This is a genomic window from Monashia sp. NPDC004114 (genome assembly GCF_053603855.1).
The window spans coordinates 436,229-457,766 of sequence record NZ_JBSGGK010000002.1 but is presented as its reverse complement, the minus strand read 5'-3'; the positions used below and the strand labels follow the sequence as shown (position 1 = coordinate 457,766).

Below are 21,538 nucleotides of genomic sequence, written 5' to 3'. Positions count from 1 at the left end.
ACTTAATATTCTGTGTGGGCCGTGTAGTCAAGAGTGGTGCCCTCCCCACGGCCCTCCCCCCCGGGGGGGCCCCGGGGTGTCTCCGCCGCGCGCGGCGGAGACACGCCTGCCCGCGCCGCTCAGCCCGCCCTCGTCGACCGGGCAACGCCCGCCTGAGGCCGCCTGGAAAGGCCGCGCGTCACTCGAGCCAGTCGGTGACGAAGCGCTCGTTCGCGTGGATATGGACGGCCTCGTAGCCGTCGGGGCCGGTCCGGAAGCGGTGCGGCGTCTCCGCAGGCACGACGAGGATCTGGCCGGCGCGGCCGACGATCTCCCTCGCGTCGTCCCCGGCGCCGACCGTGAAGGTCGCCGACCCGCGCCGGATGATGAACGTCTCGGCATAGGGGTGCTTGTGCAGGCGGGGACCGGCACCCTCCCGCGTGGTCGACTCGAGGATGATGCTGATCCCGGCCCCGCCGGGCAGCTCCTCGTAGTTCTCCGTCCACTCCTCACCGTCGAGGCGTCCGTCGCTGCGCGTGATCAGGGTGTCCATCGTGCGTCTCCTGTCGCTACTGGGGCTCTCCCAGCATCCCGACATCACGTCGATCGGCCAGGTCGGCGTTCGACATCGCTCCCGGTTCGGGGACCGCACTCATCCCCGCGGGCGCGACTGCGGGCCGGGCTGCGGCCGACGTGCCCGGTGCCACGGCCGCCATCCCCGAGGATGTGAGCGCCGCTGACGCACCCACACCGACCTGCGGCGGCACCGGGGTCGGGGTGAAGCCGATCATCGGCGGAAGGTCGTGGGTCCCCGGTGCCTCCGGCAGGCGCCACATCCACACGTCACTCGGGCGCCACAACAGCCGACCCGGACGCCTGCGGTCGCGCAGCGCGTGCATGCGCCAGGCCAGCACCGGGTGGGAGCTCATGGCGTTGGTCACCCACACGAAGAACCCGGGCTCGGTCACGGCCCGGTCAGCCATCGCGTCGACGTCAACCGACCGGTTGAGGTACTTGCCACCGGCCAGGGTCGCCATCGCCGAGCGCGCCCCCTGAGGCACGAGCAGGTGGCCGTAGTTGTCGGCCGTGTACTCCTGGGCGCGGCTCAGCGTCGAGCCGATGAAGGGGATCCAGTCCGCGGCCGCGATGCCCAGGATCCGCCAGTAGCTCGTGTGCCCGGCTGCGATATGTCCGACCTCGTGCGCGATGACGAACCGCAGGGCGTCTGGCTCCCGGGCTGCGCCACCGACCTCGAAGAGGTCGCTGTAGATGACGACGAACCGCCTGAAGCCGTGGCCGGAGGCGCCTGCGTTGATGGCTCCGTTGCCCAGCACGACATAGGCGTCCGGCACGAACGACAGCCCGGACCGGGCAGCAGCGTCGACGAGCATCGCGTACGCCTCCGGGAACTGCTCCGGAGTCAGCTTGACGCCGTTGAGACGCTGTTGTGCCCACAGCTGGCCGCGGGCGAACCAGATGAGCAGTGGCGCGAAGATCAGCGCCAGGGCGTAGATGTCAGGCGTTCGCTCCTCGTCGATGGCCGATATCACCTCTCCGAACGAGGCGAACAGCAGCAGCCCCGAGGCCAGGATCGCGACGACGAGTGCCAGGATCTCCTGCGGATGCCGCACGAGCCGGCGCATCGGTACGTGGGACCCGGGTGGCACGGGTAGGGCCTGCATGGGCTGGGGTCGCATGGGCGACATTCTGCGGCACGCCCGGGCGTTCCGGGGCGCCGGACGTGGGGAGCGCGTGAGCGTCGCAGGTCCAAGTCATGGGAGACTGTCCTGTCGCGGCGGTGGTCGCCCGACCGCGGTCGCCCACGATTCGCTTCCCACACCCTTCCCTTGCGAGGTTCGTCCCACGTGTCGCCCATGGCCCGCTCCGCGTTGGCTCCCAACGCAACGCCGCCGGACCTGATCCGCAACTTCTGCATCATCGCGCACATCGACCACGGCAAGTCGACGCTCGCCGACCGCATGCTCCAGCTGACCGGTGTCGTGGACTCGCGGGCGATGCGGGCGCAGTACCTCGACCGGATGGACATCGAGCGCGAGCGCGGCATCACCATCAAGAGCCAGGCCGTGCGCATGCCGTGGGAGGTCGACGGCCAGGTCTACGCGCTGAACATGATCGACACCCCGGGGCACGTCGACTTCAGCTACGAGGTGTCGAGGTCTCTGGCGGCGTGCGAGGGCGCGGTGCTGCTCGTCGACGCGGCCCAGGGCATCGAGGCGCAGACGCTCGCGAACCTCTATCTCGCGATGGAGAACGACCTCACGATCATCCCCGTGCTCAACAAGATCGACCTTCCCGCCGCGCAGCCGGAGAAGTATGCCGAGGAGCTCGCCAAGCTGATCGGCGGCGAGCCGCAGGACTGCCTCCGGGTCTCGGGCAAGACCGGAGCGGGCGTCGAGGAGCTGCTCGACCAGATCGTCGCCCAGTTCCCCCACCCGGTCGGCGACCCGGCGGCGCCCGCCCGGGCGATGATCTTCGACTCCGTCTACGACACCTACCGGGGTGTGGTGACGTACGTCCGGGTCGTCGACGGCAACCTCAACCCGCGCGAGCGCATCGTCATGATGTCGACCAAGGCCACGCACGAGCTCCTCGAGATCGGCGTCATCAGCCCGGAGCCCGTGCCCAGCAAGGGACTCGGGGTCGGCGAGGTCGGCTATCTCATCACCGGCGTCAAGGACGTCCGTCAGTCGCGTGTCGGCGACACCGTCTCCAACGCGGGCCGGCCGGCGGCCCAGTCGCTCGGTGGATACCGCGACCCGAAGCCGATGGTCTTCTCCGGCCTCTATCCGATCGACGGCTCGGACTACCCGGACCTGCGCGATGCGCTCGACAAGCTCAAGCTCAACGACGCGGCGCTCGTGTACGAGCCGGAGACCTCTGCAGCGCTCGGCTTCGGCTTCCGCTGTGGCTTCCTCGGGCTGCTGCACCTCGAGATCGTCCGCGAGCGGCTCGAGCGGGAGTTCGGGCTGGACCTCATCTCGACTCAGCCGAACGTCGTGTACGAGGTGACGATGGACGACGGCGCGCAGGTCCATGTGACCAACCCGAGCGAGTTTCCCGACGGCAAGATCCGCGAGGTGTCGGAGCCGGTCGTCCGCGGGACCATCCTCGCGCCGTCGGAGTTCGTCGGAGCGATCATGGAGCTCTGCCAGACCAAGCGGGGGCAGCTGCGCGGCATGGACTACCTCTCCGAGGACCGCGTCGAGATGCGCTACACGCTGCCGCTCGCGGAGATCGTCTTCGACTTCTTCGACCAGCTGAAGTCGCGCACTCGCGGCTACGCGTCGCTCGACTACGAACCCGACGGTGAGCAGATCGCCGATCTCGTCAAGGTGCAGATCCTGCTCCAGGGTGAGTCGGTCGACGCGTTCAGCGCGATCGTCCACAAGGACAAGGCGTACAGCTACGGCGTGATGATGGCCGGCAAGCTCAAGGAGCTCATCCCGCGGCAGCAGTTCGAGGTGCCGATCCAGGCCGCGATCGGGTCGCGGATCATCGCCCGGGAGAACATCCGCGCCATGCGCAAGGACGTGCTTGCCAAGTGCTACGGCGGTGACATCAGCCGTAAGCGCAAGCTGCTCGAGAAGCAGAAGGAAGGCAAGAAGCGGATGAAGATGGTCGGCCGGGTCGAGGTGCCCCAGGAGGCCTTCATCGCTGCCCTCTCGAGCGACGGCGGCAGCGGGGACAAGCAGAAGAAGTAGGGGCGGCGCGGAGCCTCAGGCGAGCAGCTTGCGGCGCAGGCTGTCGGTGTCGGCTGCCGACCAGCCCTGCTCGTCGAGCCATCCGGCGACTCCGCCGTAGCGCTCGTCGAGCGTGGCGAGCAGCATCCGCATGGTGTCGGTCGTCGGTGACTGCTGGGCGACGGTCTTGTCCTTGAGGTTGTCCGCATAGGCGGGCTTGGCGCGCAGGCGCGCCATGATCGCCTCGACGCGGTCGGCCGATGCGGCATAGTCGGCGATGACGAGGTCGTCCGGGACGCCCACGACCTTGAGCGCGAGGCCGACCACGGTGCCGGTGCGGTCCTTTCCCGCGGCGCAGTGCACGACGACCGCCCCATCGCTGGAGGCGATGGCGTGCAGCGCGGCGACGACCGAGTCCGGGCGGGTGGCGAGGTAGGACAGGTAGTGCTCCGACCAGAACTCGTCATGGCTGCGCCGGTGCGCCTCGTCCTCGCCGGAATGCTCAGCCCGCTCCCGGGCCCGTCGCTCGTCGGTCTCCCAAGGGAGGGCGCGCTCGGCCGCGGGGATGCCGCTCTCGGAGGTGTCCTCGCGGTAGAGCGTGAGGTGGTGGTGATGGATCCCCGGCACGGCCACGAGCGGGCCGTCGCCCTCCTTGGCTACCTCGACGTGGGTGCGAAGGTCTACGACGTCGCGCAGGCCGATGTCACGCACGAGTGTGCGCACCGCGGCGGGCGTGAGGTCCTGGAGGTTGTCGGACCGGAGCATCCGGTGGGGCTGCACGATGTCGCCACCGGCTGTCACCATCCCGCCGAGGTCACGCATGTTGACGACGCCGTCGAGATCGATCCAGTTGGGGACGTACACACCTCGACCCTACGTGACCTCTGGATAACGGTTTGCATCGCTGCGGTGACCATCAGATATCTTGATATCAAGAGACTTTGGGCCCTGAAGGAGCGAAGCGCACGTGACGATGACCGCGACCGAACCGTTGACCCGCAAGGGAATCCCGATCGACCCTGTGCTTCGGGTGCTTGCCCTGGGGTCGTTCGCCAACCGATTCGGCGCCGGAGCCGTCCTGACGACCAGTGCTCTCTACTTCACGCGCCAGGTCGGGTTCACCGCGACCCAGGTGGCTCTGGCCATGTCCGTCTCCGCGGTCGTCGGCATCGTCGTGCAGGTCCCCGCGGGCCACCTCGGCGACACCCGGGGTCCGCGAGAGACGCTGACGTTCTTCATGACCGGCGCCGCACTGTTCAGCGCGCCCCCGGTCTTCGCCAGGAGCCCGTGGGGTCTGGCCGTGCTCCTCGGGATCCTGGCCCTGTTCGAGCGCGGGGCCGGTGCCGTCAACCAGGGTGTGGTCGCCCAGCTCGCAACCGGAGGCCGCGGCGTCCTCTTCAAGGCCTACCTGCGGGCCGTCACCAACACGGCGCTCGGCCTGGGCTCGGTGTTCGGCGGCGCCGCACTCGTCATCGACCAGCCCTGGGCGTATGTCTCCGTGTTCTTCCTCAACGCCGCGTTCACCGGCTTCGCCGCCTGGAACACCAGGCGCCTGCCGCACATCGAGCCGCACGAGCGGACTGCCGGGGAGCCTCGGCTCGCCGTGCTGCGCGACTGGCCCTATGTCGTGATCACGGTCATCACGGGGCTGTTCTCGCTGCACTTCTTCGTCATGGAGCTCGGCCTGGCGCTCTACGTCTCGGCTCACACCCAGGCGCCCACCGTCATGGTCGCCGTCCTGCTCATCGTCAACACGACCGCCGTGGCGCTGTTCCAGGTCCGCCTGTCCCGCCGAGCCGACTCGGTCCAGGCCGGTGTCAAGGCGCTCGTGCGGGGCGCCTGGTGGATCGCAGCCGGGTTCGCGATCGTCGCGGTGGCGGACCGCGGCAGCATGTGGCTCGCGATCGCTGCGCTCGTGGCCGGCTCGCTCGTCCATGTCGTCGGCGAGATGATCGGCTCGGGTGGCCAGTGGGGCCTGCAGATGGGCCTGGCTCCGCACGAGCGGCAGGGCCAGTACCAGGGCTTCGCCGGCCTCGGGTTCAGCGTCCTGGCCGTCGTCGGCCCACCCGTCGTCACGTTCCTGTGCGTCGACCTCGGCGAGACCGGCTGGCTCATCCTCGCGGTCTTCATGGTCGTCATCGCCCTCGTGTCGGTGCCGGCCGCACGCTGGGCGCTCGCCTCGCGTGCCCGCTACGGCGTCACCACCCACTCGGGCTGACGCCCAGCGGCATACCCAGGGCGCATTCATCCTGATGGTGCAGCGCACCCGGGCGGGCGTGCTTGGATATGCCCCGTGCGATGGATGCGCAGGCTCGGCCGCAGCCGAGGGAAAAAGCCGGTGAAGACGCCGGGAGAGCCGGTTCGACAGACCACGCCCGCCGGAGCCGAGCGGGTCGGGGCGGAGTCGGCAGCACCGTCCGGGGGTGCCTCCGGGGCCGGTATGCCGTCCGGCGCGGTCCGGCCCAGTCGCGGGGCCCCAGCGCAGACCGGAGCCGCGGGTGACCGTGCCAACGGCACCGCCGGAGCGCCTAGCACCGCAGCGCCTAGCACCGCAGCGCCCACCGCAGCGCCCACCGCAGCGCCAACCGTTGCCGCAGGTCAGCAGCCCCAACGGGGTCAACCGGGCCAGCCCGCGGCGCCGGCAGCCCCGCTGCCCGTTCTCACGCCCGCGCAGGAGCTCGTCCGGCTCGCCCAGGAACAGGACTGGCAGGACGTGCGCCCGCACCTGGGTGCGATGGAGATCGTCGTCGAGGCAGTCGGCCAGCAGGTCAAGGGCAAGGTCGCCGTCGTCGGTGGTCCGGACGTTGATCCGTGGGCCGCGATCCTGACGCAGCGCTGGCCCGACCTGCAGGTGACGAGGGTCCACGTGAGCGACGATGCGTCCGACGCCCACGTCCGGCTGACGGTCGAAGGACCCTTCGACGCGGTCATCGACGCATCCGACGAGAGGGCGAACGACCAGGCGCTGCTCTTCGAGCGGACCTACATGCACCTGCGCAAGGGCGGGGCGTTCGTTGCCCGACGCCTCGTCCCCATCGAGGCGCCGGCCACCAGGCTCCAGGGCGAGGCGGGTCCGGACGCGCCCGCCCCAGAGGCCCAGCCTGTGCCCCAGGCCCACCTCGAGCTGCCCAACGAGAACCCGACGTCCGGCCCGCCGTACGCAGGCGACCTGTGGGAGCTGTTGAGCGTGGCCCAGGAGGCGCGGACCCGCGACTACCGGGAGCTTGACCCGCTGAAGGAGCGGTACCGCGACGCGGAGGGGGTCGGACGCACCCTCGACGAGCTGCATGTGCACAGCAAGGTGCTTCGAGTGGTGAACGGCATGCGAATGGCGCCGATCCTGCGTGAGGAAGAGGTCGCGCCGGTCCTCGAGGCGCGCCCAGAGCTCGGCACGACGCTCGAGACGCAGCCGTCCTCGTCCTGGGATGCCACCTGCTCGTACGCGTCGAACCGCCCCGCCGACCCGTACGTCCGCAGGCACTTCGACGTGCCCTCGCTCGCGATCCGCAGGTACGACGGAGCTATCTGCTCGCGGGGGCAGGTGGTCACCAAGGACGACATCATCTTCCCGGACACGTTCCGACAGAACTGGATGGAACGCCTGTCCAATATCTACGTCGTCGAAGGAGGGCCCCGCTTCGGCCGGGTGCGCCGCGACCTCAGCGAGGCCTACCCACTCGACGGAGCGTGGTTCCACCTCGACTGCGAGTGGCCAGGACAGTTCGGCCATCTCATGACCGAGCAGCTGAGCCGACTGTGGGCCTGGGACAGGGTCAAGGCCCTGGAGCCGGACCTCAAGGTGCTGATCACCGTGGAGCCGGAACGCGAGCCGGCCGTTCTCGCGTCGTTCGAGATCGACATCCTCAGCACCTTCGGCATCGAGTCGGACGACGTTCACGTCTTCACAAGCCCGTGCCGGCCGCAGCGTCTGTACACCTCCACGCCGATGTTCGCGCTGTCGCGCTACGTTCACGAGGACATGGACCAGGTCTGGACGCGCGTGGGCGACCACGTCGTCAGCGGAGCCGAGCCAGGCGAGCGCCCGAGACGCCTGTTCCTGTCGCGGCCGCCGCACCTGAAGAGGTCGTGCCACAACGTGGCCGAGGTCGAGACCTTCTTCGCCGGCCAGGGGTTCACGGTCGTGCATCCGGAGACGCACGCGCTCGCTGAGCAGGTCGCGATGTTCCGTGAGGCGGAGGTCATCGCTGGGTTCGCCGGCAGCGGCCTGTTCTCCCTAGCGTTCTGCACGACCCCGAAGCGCGTCATCGCGCTCGGGCCGGACGCATACACCGCCCGAAACGAGTTCCTGATCTCGGCCGTGCGCGGGCACGACCTGACGTCTGTCTGGAGCCGCTCGGATGTGGAGCATCCGGAGGGATCGTGGACGTTCGACGCGTTCGCCTCGAGCTTCACCTTCGACTTCGACGACGAAGGCCGGTACCTCGAGCAGGTGCTCGCCCGGCTCGACGGCTGACGTCGTCGTCGCAACCACGATTCGATGTGATCCCGCGTGACATACGGTGCGGGATCACATCGAGTCCGGCGTCTCGGGGGTCTCGAGCGTCAGCGGTGGCGGGCGACGTCCACGTCGATGATGCTGATCGACAGGAACGGCGGCCCGTCCGGTCTCGTGTCCTCGCCGCCCTCGTGGGCGATGTGCTCGACGACGTCCTGCCCGGACACCACCCGTCCGATGACCGAGTAGGCGACATGGTCCGGCTCGAGAGTGAAGTCCCGGTGCACCATGAAGAACTCTCCCGAGGTGCTCGGGAAGCCGTCGCCGCGGGCCACGCCCACCGTGCCGAGCGCGTAGTGACGGTCGGCAGGAGTGTTCTCGACCGGCAGGTCGTAGCCGGGGTCGGCTCTGCTGCGGCCCGTGGGGTCACCACACTGGAGGAACGCGGTGGGTGCCTGCTTCGTCGTCAGCCGATGGCAGACACTGTCGTGCCAGTACCCGGCTCGCGCGAGCGTGACGAAGGACGCGACGCTCTTCGGGGCCGCATGCCCGTCGAGGAGCAGCCCGATGTCGCCGCAGGTGGTATGGAGCGTGACGTCCCACTCGCCGTCCTGGGCCACCGACGGGTCGGGTGCGGAGGCGAAATGGGTCGGGGACTCCTGCGGGTCGGGCGGCGCCTGACAGGCGACACCGCCGGAGGCGCCGGGTGCCGAAGGGCCAGGTTCGGAGGCACCCGGTGCACGGGCGCCCAGCACGTCGGTGTCGGAGCCCAGGGAGAGGGCGACCACGGTCATCACGAGCGCGACCATCGCACCGGCCGCAAGGAGCATGACCGTGCGGACGCTCCACCACCCGCGGTTCGGGGTCGGAGGCGGTGCCGCTTCCTCCATGGTTGGAGCGTAGGTCCACCGGCGTCCCGATCCCACCCGTGGCGCCTGAGACAATGGCCGTATGCCGCCCTCCGCCCTTCCCCACGGCGACCCCGCGCCGTCGTCGGGGGAGCTGCCCGAGTCCGCGCTTTCCGGCCTCGCGGCCACTGACCTCGGCATCTACGTCCACGTGCCGTTCTGCTCGGTGCGGTGCGGCTACTGCGACTTCAACACCTACACGCTGACCGAGCTGGGCGGGCCGGACGCCAGGGTGGGAGTCGTCAACTATGCCTCGGTGGTCGATCGCGAGCTCGACCTGGCACGGGTTGTTCTCGGACACGAGTCTCCCGTCGTATCAACGGTTTTCGTGGGTGGGGGCACCCCGACGATGCTCAGCTCGCGCGATCTCGTGACGATGCTGGACGGCATACGCTCGCGGTTCGGTCTGGCACCCGACGTCGAGGTGACCACGGAGGCGAACCCGGACTCCGTGACACCGGAGTCGCTGCGCGAGCTCGCCGAAGGCGGGTTCACACGCATCTCCGTGGGCATGCAGTCGGCCGTCCCGCACGTCCTGCGCACTCTCGACCGCACGCACAACCCGGACAATGTCGCTCGGGCCGTCGAGTCCGCGCGTGACGCGGGTCTGCAGGTGAGCGTCGACCTCATCTACGGCACACCGGGGGAGTCCCTCGACGACTGGCAGCGCAGCCTCGACACCGCCGTCGCGCTCGAGCCGGACCACATCTCGGCCTACGCACTCGTCGTGGAGGAGGGGACGAAGCTCGCCGCGCAGGTGCGCCGCGGCCTGGTGCCCGCCCCGGAGGACGACGACGAGGCCGACAAGTACGAGCTCGCCGACGACACGCTGGCACGCGCCGGCTTCGGCTGGTACGAGGTGAGCAACTGGGCGCGCTCGGAGGCGACGCGCTGCCGCCACAACGTCGCCTACTGGGCCGGGACGAACTGGTGGGGCATCGGGCCGGGCGCACACAGCCATGTCGGCGGGGTGCGCTGGTGGAACGTCAAGCACCCGAGCGCGTATGCCGCCCGGCTGGCTTCCGGGGTGTCGCCCGCTCATGCGCGCGAGACACTTTCCGCCGAGCAGCGTTACGACGAGCGGGTGCTGCTCGGCAGCAGGCTCGTGGACGGCCTGCCGATGGAGGATCTGCGAGGATCGGGCCGCACGGCCGTGGCCGGCCTCATCGCGGACGGGCTCGTCGACGGCCCGGCCGCGGTGCGGGGCGGTCGTGTCGTGCTGACCCGGCGCGGCAGACTCCTGGCTGACACCGTGGTACACCGGCTCCTCGCGGCCTGACGAGCAATGACGAAGAAGGACTTCATGACTGACACCGTTCGCACGCCCGACAGTCCGGCGGTCGACCCCAGCGACTCTCCGACCCTTGCCACGGCCGCGGTCGAGCAGGCCCGGGCGGCGTTCGACCGCGGCGTCACCAAGCCGTACGCCTGGCGGGTCGAACAGCTGCGTGCACTGCGGCGCCTCCTGGTCGAGAGGGAGACCGAGCTCGCCGAGGCGCTGCGGGACGACCTCGGCAAGGCCGGGACCGAGGCATGGGTCACCGAGATCGGCTTCGTCGTCGCCGAGATCGACCACACCCTCCGGCACCTGCGGTCGTGGCTGCGCCCGAGCCGCGTCTCGGTACCCCTGTCGCTCGTGCCGGGGCGCGCGAAGGTCGTCCGCGAGCCGCTCGGCGTGGTTCTCGTCATCGCACCGTGGAACTATCCGATCCAGCTGACCCTCACGCCCCTCGTCGGCATTCTCGCGGCCGGCAACGCCGCGGTCATCAAGCCCAGCGAGGTGGCGCCCGCGACCTCGCGTGCCATGGCGCGTCTCGTGCCGGCATACCTCGACCCAGCCGCCGTTCACGTCGTCGAGGGCGGCGTCCCCGAGACCACAGCGTTGCTGGCCGAGCGGTTCGACCACATCTTCTACACCGGCAACGGCGCGGTCGGCCGGATCGTGCTGGAGGCGGCCGCCAAGCACCTGACCCCGGTCACGCTCGAGCTCGGGGGCAAGTCACCGACCTATGTCGCCGACGACGCGGATCTCGAGGTCGCGGCCCGGCGCATCGTGTGGGGCAAGTTCACCAACGCTGGCCAGACGTGTGTGGCGCCCGACTACGTCCTTGCGTCGAGGACGACGCTAGATGCGCTGAAACCCCTGCTGGTCAAGGCGATCGGGGATCTGTACGGCGACGACCCGAGCGTCTCCGACCACTACGGCCGGATCGTCAACGACCGCCACTTCGGACGGGTCACGGCCCTCGTCGACACCGACAAGGTGGTCAGCGGCGGACGGTCGGACGCAACGAGCCGTTACCTCGAGCCCACCATCGTCGACCAGGTCTCGGGCGACGACCCCGTGATGCAGGAGGAGATCTTCGGCCCGGTGCTCCCGCTCGTCGAGGTCGCCGACGTCGACGCCGCCATCGCGTTCATCACGGCGCGGGACAAGCCGCTGGCGCTCTATGTCTTCACCGACGACGCGCAGACTCGGCACCGCTTCGTGCGCGACACATCGTCGGGTGCGCTGAACTTCAACGTGCCACTGGCGCACCTGGCCGTGCCTGGGCTGCCCTTCGGCGGAGTGGGTCCAAGTGGCATGGGGACCTACCATGGCGAGCGCTCGGTCGAGCTGTTTTCGCACACCAAAGCGGTGCTGTCGCTACCCACGAAGCCGGACCTGCTCGGCGTCGTCCAGCCGCCGTTCACCTCGGTCAAGGAGCGCGTCATCGACCTCGTGGTCTTCCCGGGCCGCCGCACGCGCTAGCCACCCCGTGGCTCAGGCCCCGGGCTCGGTGACGAAGTCGATGAGCTCCTCGACGCTCGCGAGCAGCGCGGGCTCGAGGTCCGCGTACGTGCGGACTGTCCCGAGGATGCGCTTCCACGCCAACGCGATGTCGGTCTGAGTGTCGTGCGGCCAGCCGAGCGCGTCGCAGATGCCGTGCTTCCACGAGGTGCCGCGCGGGATCACCGGCCACTGCTGCCAGCCGAGCCGCTCGGGCCGCACCGACTGCCACACGTCCACGAACGGGTGTCCGAGGATCTTCACGTGCGGGGCGATCCCAGGCAGCGCGCGCGCCTGCTCGACGAGTCGTGCCTCCTTGGTACCGGGCACGAGGTGGTCGACGAGCACGCCGAGACGTCGTCCGGGACCGGGCTGGAACTCGGCGACGATGCCGGCGAGGTCATCGACGCCGTCCATCAGCTCGACGACGACGCCTTCGACCCGAAGGTCGTCGCCCCACACCTTCTCCACGAGCTCGGCGTCGTGGCGGCCTTCGACGTAGATCCGCGAGCCGCTTGCGACGCGCGCGCGAGCCCCGTGGACGGCGACGGAGCCGCTCGCCGTGCGCGCGTCGGCGCGCCGCGCTTCGGCCAGGGCCGCCGATGCTGCCGCGACGGGTTTGGTCAGGGTGACGGGCCGTCCGTCGACGAGGAATCCCGGCCCGAGCGGGAACGCCTTGGTGCGGCCACCGCGGTCCTCGAGGTGGACCACGTGCATCCCGCCCGCCTTCTCGACCCGCACGACGGCGCCGACCCAGCCGGTCTCGACCTCCTCGACGACCAGGTCAGGCTCGGCCGGCAGGTCGACCGAGCGCCCGCGCCGGGGCGCCCGCCAGTCGCCGCCCAAGACGTCCGATCCGTAGCGATCCATGGAAGACACAAGCCCACACGGTATGCCGCGCGGACGCCGTGACCATTGACCGCCACGCGGTGGGCCCCTCCCCCTCGCTGCCCTCCGTTTGGGGGCCGGGGCGCGCAGATGGATGGTGTTTCCCGGACCTGGCCCTCCGTTTGGGGGCCGCGGCGCGCAGATGGGTGGTGTTCCCCGGACCTGGCCCTCCGTTTGGGGGCCGCGGCGCGCAGATGGGTGGTGTTCCCCGGACCTGGCCCTCCGTTTGGGGGCCGCGGCGAGGGTTTCGGGTAGGGCAGTGTCGTCGTCTGCGGCATACGGTGGGATGAAATCGGAGAACTGGACGCGGCGACGTAGACTTGGCACTCGGGTCGCGAGAGTGCCAGGCCGAGGCGAGGAGGTGTCGCGATGAGCGAGGAGCGCAAGCTGATGGTGCTGCGCGCCATCGTCCAGGACTATGTCCAGACATCCGAGCCGGTCGGCAGCAAGGCGCTCGTCGAGCGCCATCACCTCGGGGTCAGTGCCGCGACGGTTCGCAACGACATGGCACAGCTCGAGGAAGAGGGCCTGATCCACGCCCCACACACCTCTGCCGGTCGCGTGCCGACCGATGCCGGGTACCGCGTCTTCGTCGACCGGCTCAGCCAGATCAAGCCGCTCGGTGCCGGGGAGCGCCGTGCGATCTCGCACTTCCTCGAAGGCGCCGTCGACCTCGACGACGTCGTCGACCGGACGGTGCGGCTGCTGGCCAGCCTGACCCGACAGGTCGCCGTCGTGCAGTACCCATCGCTGACGCGCTCGACGGTGCGCCACATCGAGTTCGTCCCGATCGGCGCGAGCCACCTGATGATCGTCCTCATCGTCAACACCGGGCGCGTGGAGCAGCGCGTCGTCGACACCGGGCGCTCGGTCGTCGACACCGACGGTGAGGCCCTCATCGCCTGGCTGCGGAGCAAGGTCAACGACGTCGCAGCCGGGGTGCCGTTCGCGGTCGCCACGACCCAGCTGCGCCGGCTGGTCGAGGAAGCCGACGAGGCCGACCGCCCGGCGCTGGGTGCGGTGGTCTCCGCACTCGGCGACGCCCTCGCCGAGGAGCGGGAGGAGCGGGTCGTGCTCGCCGGTCAGGCCAACCTCGCCCGCGCGGCCACGGCCGACTTCTCGCGGACGATCGGGCCCATCCTCGAGGCCCTCGAGGAGCACGTCACGCTGCTGCGCCTGCTCGGCCAGCTCGGCGACGACCCGGAGCTGGTCTCCGTGCGAATCGGCTCAGAGAACCCTGTCACCGGGCTCCAGACCACCTCGCTCGTGTCGATGGGGTACGGCTCCGGCAGCGAGCGCATTGCAAGCCTCGGTGTCCTCGGCCCGACCCGCATGGACTACCCCACGACGATGGCAACGGTGCGCGCCGTCGCGCGCTACGTGTCCGAGGTCCTCGACGACAACCGCTCGACCTGACCGTGCCGACAGCGCAGCCCATCCGCCACCGCTACCCAGCATCAGCCCCAACAGCCCGAAACCAGCCTTGACCTCCGATCCTGACCGACACCGACGCGAGCCGCGCCTGCACGGCCCGAACGCCACGCACTGAAGGAACACCCGCTTGAACGACTACTACGCCGTCCTCGGTGTCTCCCGCGACGCAAGTCAGGAGGAGATCAAGAAGGCCTACCGCCGGCTTGCCCGCAAGCTCCATCCGGACGTCAACCCCGGCCCGGAGGCTGAGGAGGAGTTCAAGCGGGTCTCGCAGGCCTACGAGGTGCTGTCGGACCCGCAGAAGCGTCGCTCCTTCGACCTCGGTGCCGACCCGTTCGCGACCGCTGGCGGCGGCTTCGGCGCCGGCGCGGGCTTCTCCTTCAGCGACGTCATGGACGCCTTCTTCGGAGCCGGCGCAGCCGCCGGCAGCCGTGGTCCGCGGTCGCGGGTCCAGCGCGGTCAGGACGCACTCGTGCGGCTCGACATCGACCTCGCCAAGGCGGTCTTCGGCTCCGAGGAGGAGCTGACCCTCGACACCGCGATCGGCTGCGTCCGCTGCGGCGGCGACGGCGCCGAGCCCGGCACGGGCCGGCAGACGTGTGGCATCTGCCACGGCGCGGGCGAGGTGCAGCAGGTCCAGCGCAGCTTCCTCGGCCAGGTGATGACCTCGCGCCCCTGTGTCAACTGCCAGGGCTACGGCACCGTCCTCACCGACCCGTGCCACGACTGCTCCGGCGACGGCCGGGTCCGCACCCGGCGCACGCTCAAGCTCAAGGTGCCGGCCGGCGTCGACACCGGCACCCGCATCCAGCTCACCGGCGAGGGTGAGGCCGGGCCCGGCAACGGCCCCAAGGCCGACCTGTACGTCGAGATCCGCGTGCTCAACCACGACACGTTCACCCGGCGCGCGGACGACCTGCACTGCAGCGTCGAGCTGCCGATGGCGGCGGCTGCGCTCGGCACGACCGTGAAGCTCTCCACCTTCGACGGCATGCAGGACCTCGAGATCCGCCCGGGCACCCAGAGCGGCGATGTCCTGACCCTTCGCGGGCTCGGCGTCACGCACCTGCGCCACGGCGGCCGCGGTGACCTGCTCGTGCACGCCACGGTGCAGACCCCGACGCGGCTGACCGAGGAGCAGCAGGAGCTGCTGCGTCAGTTCGCGGCGCTTCGGGGCGAGGAGCGTCCGGAGGGCCGATTGACGCCCGCGAACAAAGGCCTCTTCGGCAAGCTGCGCGACGCGTTCAAGGACAAGTGAGCGCTCGGTGAGCACCCCGTGACCCATCAGCTGTTTCTGGCCGGGCGCGAGGTCGTCGCGGAGGCGGCCGTGGGCTCGACCCTGGTGCTCGATGGTGATGAAGGCAGGCATGCTGCCGCGGTCGTGCGGATCAAGCCGGGGGAGCGGTTCTTCGTCGCGGACGGCGCTGGGCGTCGGGCCCTCGTCGAAGCGGCATACGTCGACCGCGCGAGCGTCCGGGGAGTGGTGGTCTCGCTGAGTGAGGAGCCCGAGCCCGCCCCCAGGCTCGTGCTCGTGCAGGCGCTCGCCAAGGGCGACCGGGACGAGCAGGCGGTCGAGGCCGCCACAGAGCTCGGCGTCGACGAGGTGGTGCCTTGGCAGGCGGAGCGTTCCGTGGTCGTGTGGCGCGGCGAGCGGGCGGCGAAGTCGCTCGCCAAGTGGGAGGCCGTGGTGACCCGGGCGACCAAGCAGTCCCGCCGCGCCCGTATGCCGCTGACGGCGCCCGCGGTCAACCTCACGTCGCTCGTCGGTCGGGTGGGCGCCGCGGCCCTGACCCTGGTGCTGCACGAGGACGCGAGCGAGGCCCTTGCTGACGTGCGGCTTCCGGACGGTGGCGATGTGCTGGTCGTCGTCGGTCCGGAAGGCGGCATCACCGACCGTGAGATCGAGGCGCTGACCGAGGCCGGGGCCCACCTGGTGCGCCTCGGTCGCACCATCCTGCGCGCGTCGTCGGCCGGTCCCGCCGCTCTGGCCGTGCTCAGCGCCCAGTCCCGCTGGCGCTGACTTCCGCAACACACCGAGCAGTCGCAAACCATGACAGTAATAACCGTCGAACCTTGCGACTGCCCGGTGTGTTGCCGGGGAGGGGGCCGCGCGGAGCCCGCGTGGTGCAGGCGCGGGGTCAGCGGACGGTGAAGGGGATTCGCTGCTCGGCGGTGACGGACCCGTCCTTGGCGCTCGACTCGTAGACGCGGATCACGTAGCTGCCGGGATCGAGCGCGGTGTTGGTGCTGAACGAGTACTTGCCTCGCGCCGGCGCGCCGGCGTCAGCCGTGGTGAAGCCCGACTCGACCTCGGTGCCCGACTTGAGCAGCTGCCACTGGACGTTGGCCTCGAAGGTGCTGGCCAAGCCGCTGACATCCAGCGGACGGCCGGCCTTGAGCACCTGCCCGCGGTACGGCTGGTCGATCCACACCGGGGCGACGACCGTCAGCACCTCGATCTGGTCGGTCGGTCGGTTGTAGACCGCGGTACTGGGCAGCCCGGGCGCGAGGTCGGCGTCGTGGGGGACGGTGATGCGGACCGGAAGGGCGCCTTGCGCAAGGGCGGCCTGCACCGTCCACACGATCTGCTGGACCGCGAGCGCGCCGCCGCCGGTGGGTGTCTGGCCGAGGCCGGTCGACAGCTTGACGGTGATCTGGCCGTCGGCCACGGACACGGCCAACGGCACCGACGCAGCCCAGGGCGAGTCGTACGGTGGGCTCGACGGCAGGAGGTTCGGCGGACCGAACGCGTGCCGGAGGGCGGCCAGGGCCTTGTCCTCGGGCGTGGCGGACTTCGGCATCTCCACGGGCACGAACTCCCGGAAGAGGCGTCGCTGGTCGCTGCCCGGTGCCACCGGCCCGACGTAGTAGACGGGCAGGGACACCGTGGCCGTGGCGGGCGGGACCTCGGGGGTCGTGGACGAGGTCGTCGGGCCGGTGGCGGTGCTGGTCGGTACGCTCGAGGGAGCAGACGAGGCGACGCTCGAGGTCTGCTGTGACGTGGCGACCGTGCTCCCGGCGACCGACGGGTGGTTCCCGGACGGCCGGTTGACCGCCCAGACGGTCCCGCCCACGAGCAGGGCGACCGCCGCAGCCGCGGCAGGCACGAGCCAGCGGTGCGGCCGGTGGGTCGTGCTCGACTCGGCCACATGCGCGTCATCGAGGATCGCTGCGAGACGCTCGGTCGGGGAGATGCGCTGCGCCTCGCTCGCGAGCGACCGGCGCAGGTGTTCCTCGACGGGCCTCAGGCCGGCGCCGATGCGAACCGGCTCCTCGTCCCCGCGGCCCGGGGTGGGGCGTGTGGGTTCGTTGTTCATGACAGCTCCGAGGGGTCGATGGTGTTGCGCAGGGCCGTCAGGCCCCGGTGTGCGTGGGTCTTGACGGCGCCCGGCGAGATGTCGAGGGTCTGGGCGATCTGGGCCTCGGACAGGTCCGAGTAGTAGCGCAGCACGAGCACCTCACGCTGCCGCTCGGGAAGGTCGCGGAGCGCGTCGATCATGGCGTCACGTCGGGCCGTCCCGAGGGCCTCCGTCTCGGCGCTGCCATGGGTGTCGCGCCACGGGGCGTCCGCGGCCGACGCGTCGCGCGCGTTCTGGCGGTCCACCACCACCTGGTGTCGCTGGACGGAGCGGCACCCGTTGACCACGGCGGTCTGGAGGTAGCCGACGACGCGCCCACCTTCGCGGATCGAGGTCCAGTGTCGGTGCGTGGCCACGAACGCGTCCTGCACGACGTCCTCTGCGGCGAGCTGGTTGCGCAGCAGCAACCAGGCCAGGCGCACGAGCCGGTGCCAGTGCGCGTGGTACAGCTCGGTGATCGCGACGTCCGGGTCGGCCGGCACACCTGTATCGCCACCGCGTCCTGGATCGGCGGCGCCCGAGGTCGCGGGGTCGCTGAGCGGGCCGACCGGCATACCCAACGTTCTCACGGACCCTTGACGCCTACGTGCACGTTCCGGTTGACATGCCTAGGGTGCACACATGACCTCGCAGACCCAGAGTGACTGCCTCTTCTGCAAGATCGTCGCGGGCGAGATCCCCTCGGACCGGGTGGCCGAGAGCGAGCGGTCAGTGGCGTTCCGCGACATCAACCCGGCAGCGCCGATCCACGTGCTCGTCGTGCCGCGGCGTCACGAGCCGACGGTCGGGGCGCTCGCCGCCGCCTCGGCCGACGACCTCGCCGACGTCTTCCGCCTCGCCTCGACCGTCGCCAGGCAGGAGGGTGTCGCGGACGCGAACCGGATGATCGTCAACACCGGCAGCGAGGCCGGGCAGACGATCTTCCATGCCCACGTGCACGTGCTGGCCGGCACGCGGTTGACCGAGAGGCGGATGGTGTGAGCGACGAGCAGCCGTCGAAGCCGGAGCCCGAAAAGGGTTCTGCCGCAACAGAGTCCGAGCCGGGAAAGGCGGAAGGTCCCGCCGCTGCGAAGGCACCAGAGCCGGTCGACGACTTCGTCATCACGAAGCACACGCTCCGCGTCGGGCGCCGGCGCCTGAGCTACACCGCCACCACCGGGCGGGTGGTGCTTCGCGAGGAGGAGCACAAGGACGGCACCTTCGGCGGCAACAAGCCGCGCGCGGAGCTGTCGATGACCAGCTACGTGCTCGATGATGCCGACGTGCGCACGCGGCCCGTGACGTTCGCGTTCAACGGCGGCCCCGGAAGCTCCAGCGTGTGGCTGCACCTCGGGCTCTTCGGCCCCCGCCGCGTCGTCATGGGTGATGCCGGTGACCTCAAGCCCCCGCCGTACTCCCTCACCGACAACGCCGAGTCGCTGCTGGCCGTCAGCGACCTCGTGTTCATCGACCCCATGTCGACGGGGTACTCGCGTGCGGTGGAAGGCGGCAAGCCGGGCGAGTACCACGGCTACCAGAAGGACATCGAGTCCGTGGGAGAGCTGATCCGGCTGTGGACCTCGCGCAACAAGCGCTGGATGTCTCCGAAGTTCGTCGCCGGTGAGTCCTACGGCACGCTTCGTGGCGCCGCGCTGACCGCGCACCTGCAGGAGCGCTACGGGATGTACCCCAACGGGCTCATCCTCATCTCCAGCGTCCTTGACCTGTCGTCGATCGACTTCGACAAGCAGCGCAACGACCGCGCCCACGCGCTCTACCTGCCGACCTACGCCGCCGTGGCCCACTACCACGGCAAGCATGGCCGGCGTTCCCTGCGATCCGTCCTCGAGGAGGCACAGACGTATGCCGCTCGCGACTACCCGTGGGTCCTGTCGCGCGGCAACCGGCTGACGACGGCGGAGCGCGCCGAGGCCGTGGCGACCGTGGCCCGGCTGTCCGGCCTGAGCGAGGACTACATCGACCGGGCCGACCTGCGCATCGAGCACTGGCGTTTCTTCACCGAGCTGCTGCGTGACCAGCGGCTGTCCGTGGGCAGGCTCGACTCCCGCTTCACCGGACCGGCGGCGAGCGCCATCGCGGAGAACATGGACGCCGACCCGTCGATGGACGCCATCACCGGGCCGTATGCCGCTGCGTGGAACCACTACGTGCGAGACGAGCTCGGCTACAGCAACGACCTGCACTACGAGCAGATCTCCCGCATCGTGCACCCGTGGTCGTTCAAGGACTTCGAAGGGCGGCCGGTCGACGTGTCCCCGCAGCTGGAGCGGGCGATGCGGCAGAACCCACACCTGCGCGTCCACATCGCCTACGGCTACTACGACGGCGCGACGCCGCACTTCGCGGCGGAGGACGTCGTCGCGCACCTGCAGCTGCCTGAGGAGATGGTGGCCAACATCGAGCACGCGTACTACGAAGCCGGTCACATGATGTACGTGCACGAGCCGTCCCGGGTGCAGCAGAGCCGCGACCTGGCCGATTTCGTGGTGAGGTCGTCCGGCCTGCCCACGTAGACTCGTTGACACGATGAATGACGCTCACCCCGGCCGACCCGAGCCCCACGACACCGACCCCCTGACGCCCGAGTCGCCCGACGCCACGGGTGCGGGCGACACGCCACGGCTGACCCGGCAGATCCCGCCGCCGATCGAGATGGTTGCGCTGCTCGGGCCGCGGGACGAGCTCCTGCGGACCATGGAGCGCCAGTTCCCGCTCGTGGACACCCACGTTCGCGGCAACGAGATGACCTTCACCGGCCCGGCCGGCGAGCTGGAGATCATCGACTCGCTCCTCGACGAGCTCCTCGTCATCGTCGAGACCGGGCAGCCGCTCAACCGCGATGCCGTCGAGCGGTCGATCTCGATGCTGCGCAACCAGACCATCGAGCGCCCGGCGGACGTGCTGACGATGAACATCGTCAGCCACCGCGGCCGCACCGTCCGCCCGAAGACGCTCAACCAGAAGCGCTACGTCGACGCGATCGACAGCCACACCGTCGTCTTCGGCATCGGGCCGGCCGGAACCGGAAAGACGTACCTCGCGATGGCCAAGGCGGTCGCCGCGCTGCAGGCCAAGCAGGTCGACCGGATCATCCTGACCCGCCCGGCCGTCGAGGCGGGGGAGCGGCTCGGCTTCCTGCCGGGCACCCTCAACGACAAGATCGACCCGTACCTCCGGCCGCTCTACGATGCCCTCCACGACATGATCTCGCCCGAGTCGATCCCGAAGCTCATGGCGTCCGGGACCATCGAGGTCGCACCACTGGCGTATATGCGTGGACGTGCTCAACCGCTCGACAGCCAGGTGCTGACCCCCTCCGGCTTCAGGGACTTCGGCTCGCTGCAGATCGGCGACCTCGTGGTCGGGTCGGACGGTCTTCCCACGCCCGTGATCGGTGTCTACCCCCAGGGCCGCAAGGACGTCTATCGGGTGACGACGCAGGACGGTGCCTCGACGCTGTGCTGTGGGGAGCACCTCTGGACGGTCCGGACGCCGGAGGACCGCCGCAGGAACACGTGGCGGACGATCCAGACGGAGGACATGATCGGCAAGCTCCGTCGTGGCTACATCCGCCGCTACGAGCTTCCCCTCGTCGGGCCTGTCGAGTTCAAGGGCGGCGAGCTGCCCATGGATCCATACGCGTTGGGCCTCCTCCTGGGCGACGGATGCCTCACCACGGCGACGACACCGAGCTTCGCCACCGCCGATGGCGACCTGGCGCTGGAGCTCCAGGCCCGCCTCGAGGGCGTCGCGGTGGCGCACAAGGGGGGTTACGACTACGTCCTCCGGCGGCGGCCGATCAGCCGCGGCGGGGTTGGGGTCGCCAACCCGCTGACCACCGTGCTCAGGGAACTGGGTCTCGCCGGCACCCGGTCGTCGACCAAGTTCGTCCCCAACTCGTACCTGCACACCTCGGCCGCCAGCCGCCTGTCGCTGCTCAAGGGGATCCTCGACACCGACGGAGGACCAGTCACACAGGATGCGCGCACCTGCCGCGTGCAATACACGACAACCTCACCTCGGCTTCGCGACGATGTGGTGTT

17 protein-coding genes and 1 pseudogene are annotated in these 21,538 nt (G+C 70.1%); 11 read left to right on the top strand and 7 right to left on the bottom strand.

Annotated elements, in window-relative coordinates:
* Positions 1 to 178: 178 nt before the first annotated feature.
* Positions 179 to 532 carry a cupin domain-containing protein gene (locus ACWEOW_RS04865; RefSeq protein WP_452268020.1) on the bottom strand — a complete coding sequence of 118 codons (354 nt, stop codon included), beginning with the start codon at positions 530 to 532 and terminating at the stop codon, positions 179 to 181.
* Positions 533 to 548: 16 nt separating this feature from the next.
* A complete protein-coding gene (locus ACWEOW_RS04860; RefSeq protein WP_452268019.1) occupies positions 549 to 1,676 on the bottom strand; it encodes a M48 family metallopeptidase in 1,128 nt (375 codons plus the stop codon).
* A 177-nt stretch (positions 1,677 to 1,853) separates the two neighbouring features.
* On the opposite strand from ACWEOW_RS04860, the gene lepA reads away from it, so the two are divergent.
* Positions 1,854 to 3,701 (top strand): translation elongation factor 4, encoded by a 1,848-nt coding sequence (lepA, locus tag ACWEOW_RS04855; protein ID WP_452268018.1) that lies wholly within the window; start codon positions 1,854 to 1,856, stop codon positions 3,699 to 3,701.
* A 15-nt stretch (positions 3,702 to 3,716) separates the two neighbouring features.
* Here the strand turns inward: lepA and ACWEOW_RS04850 are convergent, their stop codons facing one another.
* Positions 3,717 to 4,544, bottom strand: a complete 828-nt coding sequence (locus ACWEOW_RS04850) for a tyrosine-protein phosphatase (protein ID WP_452268017.1) — start codon at positions 4,542 to 4,544, stop codon at positions 3,717 to 3,719.
* A gap of 109 nt (positions 4,545 to 4,653) precedes the next feature.
* Between ACWEOW_RS04850 and ACWEOW_RS04845 the strand changes: the two genes are divergently transcribed.
* Positions 4,654 to 5,898: an MFS transporter gene (locus ACWEOW_RS04845; protein WP_452268033.1), complete on the top strand. Its 1,245-nt coding sequence runs from the start codon at positions 4,654 to 4,656 to the stop codon at positions 5,896 to 5,898.
* Positions 5,899 to 6,018: 120 nt separating this feature from the next.
* Complete coding sequence (locus tag ACWEOW_RS04840) at positions 6,019 to 8,154, top strand: glycosyltransferase family 61 protein (protein WP_452268016.1); 2,136 nt, start codon at positions 6,019 to 6,021, stop codon at positions 8,152 to 8,154.
* An 89-nt stretch (positions 8,155 to 8,243) separates the two neighbouring features.
* On the opposite strand, the gene ACWEOW_RS04835 is transcribed toward ACWEOW_RS04840, so the two are convergent.
* Positions 8,244 to 9,026: a peptidylprolyl isomerase gene (locus ACWEOW_RS04835; RefSeq protein ID WP_452268015.1), complete on the bottom strand. Its 783-nt coding sequence runs from the start codon at positions 9,024 to 9,026 to the stop codon at positions 8,244 to 8,246.
* A gap of 61 nt (positions 9,027 to 9,087) precedes the next feature.
* On the opposite strand from ACWEOW_RS04835, the gene hemW reads away from it, so the two are divergent.
* Complete coding sequence (gene hemW / locus ACWEOW_RS04830; RefSeq protein ID WP_452268014.1) at positions 9,088 to 10,323, top strand: radical SAM family heme chaperone HemW; 1,236 nt, start codon at positions 9,088 to 9,090, stop codon at positions 10,321 to 10,323.
* A 24-nt stretch (positions 10,324 to 10,347) separates the two neighbouring features.
* Positions 10,348 to 11,796, top strand: a complete 1,449-nt coding sequence (locus ACWEOW_RS04825; protein ID WP_452268013.1) for an aldehyde dehydrogenase family protein — start codon at positions 10,348 to 10,350, stop codon at positions 11,794 to 11,796.
* A gap of 12 nt (positions 11,797 to 11,808) precedes the next feature.
* Here the strand turns inward: ACWEOW_RS04825 and ACWEOW_RS04820 are convergent, their stop codons facing one another.
* On the bottom strand, positions 11,809 to 12,684 hold the full coding sequence (locus tag ACWEOW_RS04820; RefSeq protein ID WP_452268012.1) for a DUF3097 domain-containing protein: 876 nt from the start codon (positions 12,682 to 12,684) through the stop codon (positions 11,809 to 11,811).
* A 387-nt stretch (positions 12,685 to 13,071) separates the two neighbouring features.
* Here ACWEOW_RS04820 and hrcA point away from each other — a divergent pair, with 387 nt between their 5' ends.
* From hrcA to ACWEOW_RS04805, 3 genes are all read left to right on the top strand, one after another.
* The gene (hrcA, locus tag ACWEOW_RS04815) at positions 13,072 to 14,118 is read left to right on the top strand and encodes a heat-inducible transcriptional repressor HrcA (RefSeq protein ID WP_452268011.1); all 1,047 of its coding nucleotides are present in this window, start codon (positions 13,072 to 13,074) and stop codon (positions 14,116 to 14,118) included.
* Between the two features lie 145 nt (positions 14,119 to 14,263).
* Complete coding sequence (gene dnaJ / locus ACWEOW_RS04810) at positions 14,264 to 15,394, top strand: molecular chaperone DnaJ (RefSeq protein WP_452268010.1); 1,131 nt, start codon at positions 14,264 to 14,266, stop codon at positions 15,392 to 15,394.
* 18 nt (positions 15,395 to 15,412) lie between these two features.
* A complete protein-coding gene (locus tag ACWEOW_RS04805; RefSeq protein WP_452268009.1) occupies positions 15,413 to 16,156 on the top strand; it encodes a 16S rRNA (uracil(1498)-N(3))-methyltransferase in 744 nt (247 codons plus the stop codon).
* A 118-nt stretch (positions 16,157 to 16,274) separates the two neighbouring features.
* Here ACWEOW_RS04805 and ACWEOW_RS04800 read toward each other — a convergent pair whose 3' ends face one another.
* Both ACWEOW_RS04800 and ACWEOW_RS04795 read right to left on the bottom strand, forming a co-directional pair.
* A complete protein-coding gene (locus ACWEOW_RS04800) occupies positions 16,275 to 17,453 on the bottom strand; it encodes a Gmad2 immunoglobulin-like domain-containing protein (RefSeq protein ID WP_452268008.1) in 1,179 nt (392 codons plus the stop codon).
* Positions 17,450 to 18,049, bottom strand: coding sequence for an RNA polymerase sigma factor (locus ACWEOW_RS04795; RefSeq protein ID WP_452268007.1), 600 nt, complete (start codon positions 18,047 to 18,049; stop codon positions 17,450 to 17,452). Before ACWEOW_RS04795 ends, ACWEOW_RS04800 begins: the two co-directional genes overlap by 4 nt.
* A gap of 67 nt (positions 18,050 to 18,116) precedes the next feature.
* On the opposite strand from ACWEOW_RS04795, the gene ACWEOW_RS04790 reads away from it, so the two are divergent.
* The 3 genes and pseudogenes from ACWEOW_RS04790 to ACWEOW_RS04780 form a co-directional block, all read left to right on the top strand.
* Positions 18,117 to 18,476 (top strand): HIT domain-containing protein, encoded by a 360-nt coding sequence (locus ACWEOW_RS04790; protein WP_452268006.1) that lies wholly within the window; start codon positions 18,117 to 18,119, stop codon positions 18,474 to 18,476.
* Positions 18,473 to 20,008, top strand: a complete 1,536-nt coding sequence (locus ACWEOW_RS04785; RefSeq protein WP_452268005.1) for a S10 family peptidase — start codon at positions 18,473 to 18,475, stop codon at positions 20,006 to 20,008. The genes ACWEOW_RS04790 and ACWEOW_RS04785 overlap by 4 nt, the downstream gene beginning before the upstream one ends.
* A 13-nt stretch (positions 20,009 to 20,021) precedes the next feature.
* Positions 20,022 to 20,777 (top strand): annotated as a pseudogene (locus tag ACWEOW_RS04780) (PhoH family protein); the annotation flags it as partial.
* Positions 20,778 to 21,538 lie beyond the last annotated feature (761 nt).